The sequence below is a fragment of the Cupriavidus sp. Met-2 genome, from assembly GCF_049843575.1.
In the GTDB taxonomy this organism is placed as follows: domain Bacteria; phylum Pseudomonadota; class Gammaproteobacteria; order Burkholderiales; family Burkholderiaceae; genus Cupriavidus; species Cupriavidus metallidurans.
Map to the genome: position 1 here is coordinate 40,662 of NZ_JBBHZL010000019.1, position 6,761 is coordinate 47,422.

Here is a 6,761-nt window from a genome sequence, read left to right on the forward strand (position 1 = left end):
TTTCAACGCCTTGGCGTAATCGTGTCTGTCCTCACTCAACTGGCTGCGCCGCACGAGCGCCGCTGCGCACTGCGGGGCATTCTGGCAGCCATGCGCATGAGACTATCGAACGCGCGATCTGACAGCAGGCGTCGCATGAGAATCATGGGCCGGGCACCGAAGCCGACGGCGTACCGTGTCTTTGGACGAGCGGCATTGACAGCCTTTGCGATAGTCTCTGCAATCAGTTGGGGTGGCGACTGACGATTGCCGTTGGCCTCATTGATCATCAACTTTGCCATCGCGCTGGCCTGGGGCGCATACGAGCCCGTGCCGGATACCTTCTGCAGGTTTTCCGCTGCAATGCCGGCCCACTCCGTCTTGATCCCGCCCGGCTCAATCACCACCACGTCAATGCCGAAGGGCTCCACTTCCATGCGCAGGCAGTCACTGATCGCCTCCAGCGCGAACTTGGTGCCGTGGTACCAGGCACCCATAGGCGTGTGGATCTTGCCGCCCATTGAGGTGATGTTGACGATGGTGCCAGATCGCTGCGCGCGCATATGTGGCAGCGCCAGCTGGATCAAGCGCACGGCACCGAACACGTTGACATCGAACTGGGCACGCGCTTCGGCCAGCGGCACGTCCTCGATCGCACCATAGGCACCATAGCCGGCGTTATTGACCAACACGTCGAGGCGGCCCGACCTGGCGATGATCTCCTCTATGCCTGCCCGCATCACGGCGTCGTCCGTCACGTCCATCGCTAGCACGTGGACACCGGCGTCGGCCTGGCTGCGCATCCGCTCCACGCGACGCGCGGCCGCGTAGACCGTGTAGCCCTGGGCGAGAAGCGTGAGTGCGGTGGCTTCGCCAATACCGGAAGAAGCGCCCGTCACGAGAGCAACTTTGGAATGCATGGTGACTTTTCCTGATGGGGTTGAGGTGGAAGGCGGCCCGGATTCGGTTCGCCTTCCTTGCCATTGACTGTACGCATCGAGCGGCGTTGGGCCTCTAGCGATCGGCGCCACGATTCAAGCAAAAAGCGCCAAACGCCTCGCGAGTGGCGTCAAGGCATGGTCCCCGTCGTGCTCAGGGCTCGCTGCCAATGCTGGCGAGCATGCTGGAAGACAGAATGACCACCCCCTCGGTTGCAGGCACGGTCTTGACCAGTGACAGCGCGACTGCGCGTGCATGCACTGGCCGATAGGCTCCGGGTAGCAGCGGAGCCAGCAGCTTCGCGATCGGGATGGCAATCTGTTCACCGATGCGCGGCGGTTGCTGCAGTCCATCCCGAGAATCCAGCAGCAGCGACGGTCGCCCGATCACCAGCGTCGTCAGCCCCAACGACCTGAGGGCGTCCTCCAGTTCACCCTTGACGCGGCTGTAGAACGTGGAGGACTTCGCGTTTGCGCCAACCGCACTGACCAGACCTGCGCGACTGGCCCCCGCGGCAAACGCGGCCTTGGCTACAGCCAGATTGGCCTCCAGGTCGACAGCGCGGAACGCCGCTTGACTGCCCGCCACCTTGATCGTGGTGCCGAGCGCCAGATACACCTCGTCGGCCTGCGGGAGCGCGGGCAACCGGCTGAAATCCACGATATGGACCTGAAGCCTGGGATGGCGGATGCGCAATGGGCGACGGCTCAGGGCATGCACCTGCGCGACGGTCGGGTCCGCCAGCAGAGCCTGAAGCATCAGGCCTCCCACGAGTCCGGTGGCGCCGGCCAGCAGCACCTTGCGTTGATCGATAGGCGTGGACAAGGTGTGCGTCTCCTCAGTTCAGGTGCATGGCACGACGGGCGCTGTCAGGCGTTTGCCCGGTCCATTCCTGGAATGCGCGATAAAAGGAGTTGGGATCCTCGAAGCCGAGGAGGAAGGCGATCTCGCCGCTGGACATCTTGGTATTCCCCAGATAGTGGCGGGCCAGGCGTTCTCGCGTGGCATTGACCAAAGCGCGAAAGTTCTCGCCCTCGTCTTCAAGGCGACGCTGCAGCGTACGCTTGCTCATGCCCAGACGCTCGGCAGCCTTCTCGATGGTGGCGGCGTTGCTCGGCAGCAGTTCCAACAGGACGGCGCGCACGCGCTCCGCCGTTGCCGCTGTTGCGTCGAGTTCGCTGAGCCGGCGGCGCAGGTCAGGCTCGAACACTCGCCACATGCCTTCGTTCACTGTGAGAAACGGACGCAAGGCATCTTCGGCAGAGAATGTGACGCTTGGACTTTCCCCCGGTGTAACAGGTGCGCCGAAGAACTTCTCGAAACGCCGGACGTAGGCGTTCGGCGGCAGTTGCGGAAGTACCACCCGCAATGCCTTGATGGGCTCGCGGGTCCCGAGGCGGGTCAATCGCAGGAAGAACGCGATCTCGGCCACCTGCAAGGAATACGGTACATCGGCCTGAATCGACAGCCAGCGGGGCGACACTGTTAGCTCGCTCGACGTTCCCACGTCCACCTCCAGGCTCATGGGAGCGACAAGTTGCTTGTATTTGGCAAGGCGCTGTACCGCCTGCATCAGATTGGCGCTGCATAGGGCTGCGAACAGCGGCGGATCGAAAGACTCCGCCGCAATTACTTCGACGATGCGCAATGGAAACATGGTGTCCGCTGCTTCGGTCTCCAGGGCACGCCAGAAACGGAACCACTCGTCGGTGGTCAGGCCTCGCTCGCCGCGGGAAAGCATGTCTTCCGGAAGCCCCGCCCTGCGGAGAATTTGATCCGGTCGTAGGCCGAAGTCCTTTAGCAAGGGGTGCCACCCTATGTCCAGGGAAAAAGTTTGGCTGCGCCTCATGGGGTGCTCATCGACAACTCACGTGGAGTTCGCGCTATTGAATAGGTCGACCCAGTATAGGGCGCCAAGACCCAGTTGGACATGCGAAGCGCGCCAGCCTTCCTTCAATGCGCGCCAAGTCTGGCGACGGTCTGGTGGCGCTCAGACGACGTTCGGAGTTGGGGCCAGGGAGGACTGCTTATGGCCGGTCTCAGTCGTCGGCCTCCCGCGCGTGGGCGCGCTGAGCCGCCAACCATTACCTTGACCCCAACGTGCTGTGCGCTGCGGTGAAATCTACCTGTTCAGTTGTCCGGGAGCCACGATCCTCTTTGAAACTCTTCCGGCGTGGCCCTCCCGTTCAATGATCGTTTGCTGCGTATTCGCGATCGAGCCGGTCGTATAGAGGCTTATTGACCAAGCGTTGCCGCTCGCTGAATGGCGCCACCAGCGTCGCATCCTCGTCAAGCCGACCATTCGTGCGCAGCGTGCTGAGCGCCCTCTGCATACCAAGCACTGCGCCTTGTAGCGTTGCATTCGCATACAGCACAAGTGCGTAGCCATGGCTGGCGAGCGTTTCGCGCGACTGTACTGGCGTCTTCCCGCCGATCACAATATTGATCAGTTGTGGCGCAGCGATCAGCTTGGGCAAACGCTCGACGTCGGCAAGTGACTCGGTCGCTTCGATGAAGAGAATGTCCGCCCCCGCCTCAATGAAGCGATGGCCGCGCTCGATGGCAGCCTCCATGCCATGCACCGCTGCGGCATCCGTGCGCGCCATGATCAGCAGGTTGGGGTCCTCGCGCGCATCAACGGCAGCGCGGATCTTGCCAAGCATTTCACTCGTCGCGATGACCTCCTTGCCCGAGAAATGTCCGCATTTCTTGGGCATCACCTGATCTTCAATCTGGATCGCATCGGCGCCGCTGCGTTCGAGCGTTCTTACCGTGTGCCGTACGTTGAGCGCATTGCCGAAACCGGTGTCGGCATCGACGATCAATGGTAGCGCGACCGCATCGCGGACCCGCGCGGTGTGTTCGGCAATTTCATGCAGGCCGATGAAACCGAGATCGGGTAGGCCAAGCGACATATTCGTAACGCCGGCTCCCGTCAGGTACAGGGCCTCGAACCCGGTTTCCTCGACGACGCGGGCGCTCATTGCATTGAAGGCGCCAGCCACCAGCAGCCCTCGGCGTTCATTGACCTTGGCGCGGAATGCCGCACGGCGGGCGGCGGATAAGGTAGTCATTTGGAGTGTCTCCAGAGTAGGAGACGGTGTTTTCGCACGGATCGTGCCAAGTTCCCGCACCTGCCGTTGTTTCTTTCAAAAACAATGGCTTACGAGATTTCATACCGGGAACACGCTCATGCGACAATGTTCCACATGTTTCTCGGGGCGTTCCAAAAGCGTTCCACTCAGGAGCCTCCAAGATGTCAACGCTCATTTCACATCCAAACCAGCTCCGCCCGGGCATCGCGCTGGTCAGCATCAGCCGGATGAGTACGCTGTGTGAGACCGTCGCGCCTCGCTACAACGAGCTGGCGCGTTTCTTCTCGATTCGCGCGGGCTACGGGGCTGCCGTGACCGCCCTCCAGGCGTACGTCGATGCAGGCACGGTTGACGTCGTGCTGGCGGCCGGCTCGAACGGCGCGTATCTGCGTGACAATCTCAGTGTGCCCGTGGTGATGGTAAAGGTGAATGGCTTCGACGTGCTGAACGCTATCACGCAGGCCATCACAGCGTGGCCGGGTGAGGCCATCGGTTTGGTGCTGCACGATTCGGTGTCGAGGGAACTGGCCAACCTCAGCGGCTGGCTGAATGTTGCATTGAAACAGCGCGCATACCGTTCGATCGACGAGGTGCGTGCGGCCGTGGATACGCTTGCGGCAGAAGGCTGCACCGTCATCATTGGTCCTGGCATGGCATGCGATCTGGCGCTGCAGGCGGGATTGCAATGCGTATTTCTCTATTCCATTGGCGCTGTGGAGGAAGCGTTCGAGCGCTCCATTGAGTTGGCACGCATGAGTCGCCAGAAGGAATCAAAGCGCGTGCGACTCAACACCATCGTCGCGCATTTGCGCGACGGCGTTGCGGCATTCGACGAGGGTGGGCAGCTTGAGGTGGTGAATCCTGCGATGTTGGATCTGCTCGGCATGGACCGCTCCCGCGATGTGGCGTCACAGCTCCTGGGGGCGGTCGGCCCGCACCTACGCGAAACACTCGATGCCGATTCGCCAAGCAACGAGCGCATCGAACAGATCGGCGGTCGCTCGCTGATTGTCAACTGCGTGCCAATCGTTGAGCATGGCTCACGCTCCGGAGCGGTGGTCACTGTACAGGACACACTAATCGCACAGCGCATTGACCGCTCGTTGCGAACCAATCAGCGGCCGAAGCATCTGGTGGCGCGGCATAACCTGGCTGATCTGATCGGCGGCTCCCCGGAGCTTGAACGCGTGCGGTGGCTAGCGCGAGCCAGCGCCGCGCACGACGCTACCGTGCTGCTCACAGGCGAAAGCGGCACTGGCAAGGAACTGGTTGCTCAAGGTATTCACAATGCCAGCCGTCGGCGTGGCAACCCATTCGTCGCGTTCAATTGTGCGGCACTGCCGGAAGGCTTGATAGAAAGCGAACTGTTTGGCCATGAAGAGGGCGCCTTCACCGGCGCACGGCGTGGTGGAAAGCCGGGCCTCTTCGAGGTCGCGCATACGGGGACCATTTTTCTCGATGAGATCGGTGAGATGCCGGCCGCGTTGCAGAGCCGCCTGCTACGTGTATTGCAGGAACGCGAAGTGATGAAGCTCGGCTCTGGGCGCGCAACGCCAATCGATGTCCGTGTCATCGCCGCGACGCATCGTAATCTGCGTGAGTTGGTCAAGCGCGGCACATTTCGCGCCGACCTGTATTTCCGGCTCAATCTCCTACAGATCGAACTGCCGCCCTTGCGTGAGCGGCGCAGTGATATACCCGGCCTAGCGCAGCATCTGCTCGCACGGAGTGCAGCAAAGTACCACCTGCCAGCCACCGTCACGAAGCACATTCTGGAGTTCCTCTCGCCGCTCTTCGAGCTTTACACATGGCCCGGAAACGTACGGGAGCTTGAAAACCTCGTAGCGCGCGCGGCGATCTATCTGAGCGATGGTTCAGGCAGTGCGCGGGAAGACCTGCGGGCCATGTTTCCCGAGTTTGGAGAGATGCAATCGCTGCCTGTTGCAGCGGACAGGCACAAGGTTACCGATGCGCCGACTGGGACCGTGACTCGGGACGACATCATGCGAGTCCTGCAGACAAACGGTGGCAATCGCGCCGCTGCGAGTCGTACCTTGGGGATCGGACGAACGACGCTTTGGAGGTTAATGAAGGAGTAAGAAAGAAGCTGCGAATGGCCGCTTCAGGAGCCAGGCAACGCAGTTTTCCGCGTACCAGCGGTCGAGGCTCGTGGCAAGCCGCCACCATTCTCGACTTCAGATTCAACGGTCTTGGGGGGCGCGGCCGTCGCAGAACGACCCTTCACGGCCGTTGGCCGACCCGATGGTCAAGGGCGACCATAACCAATTTCGGACACTCGAGTGGCGCAGCTACCGAACGTCCTACCTGCGCAACGCCCGATAGCTGCGCCAGCACAGCGCACAAAAGTAGATGGCTAGAATCGTCCCGAAGACTGGCCAGAGGTAGAGCCACCATAGCCAGCCGTAGCCCGCTGCAACCTGCTTTAATCTTACGGGTGCTTCGACTATCAACGTGACGTCCTCCCCGGCTAGTGAGGGGCCAACGTCGACAACCGAAATAGTCAATTCTGTAGCCCCGCCTGGCAATACACCTCCAAGCAATGCTCCAGATTTTGGTGCCCATGCTAATCGGTGGTCGGCGCTGTAGTTTTCGCTGGGGATTAGAGGGCGATCCATGACCGTTGCGTTGTAGGCATCTACGGGGAGTGCATCAAATTTGCTATCCAGCCCTGCAGTCGATGTCACGCGAACTGTGATTGGTTCCCCGGGTTGCTTGAACTCCAGATAC

At 61.3% G+C, this 6,761-nt stretch carries 6 protein-coding genes; 1 reads left to right on the top strand and 5 read right to left on the bottom strand.

Annotation, left to right across the window (positions count from 1 at the left end; translation table 11 throughout):
• Nucleotides 1–35 precede the first annotated feature (35 nt).
• The 4 genes from WD006_RS27735 to WD006_RS27750 all read right to left on the bottom strand — a co-directional run bounded on the left by WD006_RS27735 (nt 36) and on the right by WD006_RS27750 (nt 3,992).
• Complete coding sequence (locus WD006_RS27735) at nt 36–899, bottom strand: oxidoreductase (protein ID WP_029309493.1); 864 nt, start codon at nt 897–899, stop codon at nt 36–38.
• Between the two features lie 172 nt (nt 900–1,071).
• Nucleotides 1,072–1,743, bottom strand: coding sequence for an NAD(P)H-binding protein (locus WD006_RS27740; RefSeq protein ID WP_011518780.1), 672 nt, complete (start codon nt 1,741–1,743; stop codon nt 1,072–1,074).
• Nucleotides 1,744–1,756: 13 nt separating this feature from the next.
• A complete protein-coding gene (locus WD006_RS27745; protein WP_375199107.1) occupies nt 1,757–2,767 on the bottom strand; it encodes an AraC family transcriptional regulator in 1,011 nt (336 codons plus the stop codon).
• A gap of 337 nt (nt 2,768–3,104) precedes the next feature.
• On the bottom strand, nt 3,105–3,992 hold the full coding sequence (locus WD006_RS27750; RefSeq protein ID WP_011518782.1) for an isocitrate lyase/PEP mutase family protein: 888 nt from the start codon (nt 3,990–3,992) through the stop codon (nt 3,105–3,107).
• Nucleotides 3,993–4,174: 182 nt separating this feature from the next.
• Here WD006_RS27750 and prpR point away from each other — a divergent pair, with 182 nt between their 5' ends.
• Nucleotides 4,175–6,112 carry a propionate catabolism operon regulatory protein PrpR gene (prpR, locus tag WD006_RS27755; RefSeq protein WP_029309494.1) on the top strand — a complete coding sequence of 646 codons (1,938 nt, stop codon included), beginning with the start codon at nt 4,175–4,177 and terminating at the stop codon, nt 6,110–6,112.
• 222 nt (nt 6,113–6,334) lie between these two features.
• On the opposite strand, the gene WD006_RS27760 is transcribed toward prpR, so the two are convergent.
• The coding region (locus WD006_RS27760) for a hypothetical protein (RefSeq protein WP_425648338.1) at nt 6,335–6,761 on the bottom strand (427 nt) is incomplete at its 5' end.

Bases quoted from the DNA above. Each gene is read 5' to 3' on its own strand.
- WD006_RS27735 (WP_029309493.1), bottom strand. From the start codon at position 899: ATGCATTCCAAAGTTGCTCTCGTGACGGGCGCTTCTTCCGGTATTGGC.
- WD006_RS27745 (WP_375199107.1), bottom strand. From the start codon at position 2,767: ATGAGGCGCAGCCAAACTTTTTCCCTGGACATAGGGTGGCACCCCTTG.
- WD006_RS27750 (WP_011518782.1), bottom strand. From the start codon at position 3,992: ATGACTACCTTATCCGCCGCCCGCCGTGCGGCATTCCGCGCCAAGGTC.
- prpR (WP_029309494.1), top strand. From the start codon at position 4,175: ATGTCAACGCTCATTTCACATCCAAACCAGCTCCGCCCGGGCATCGCG.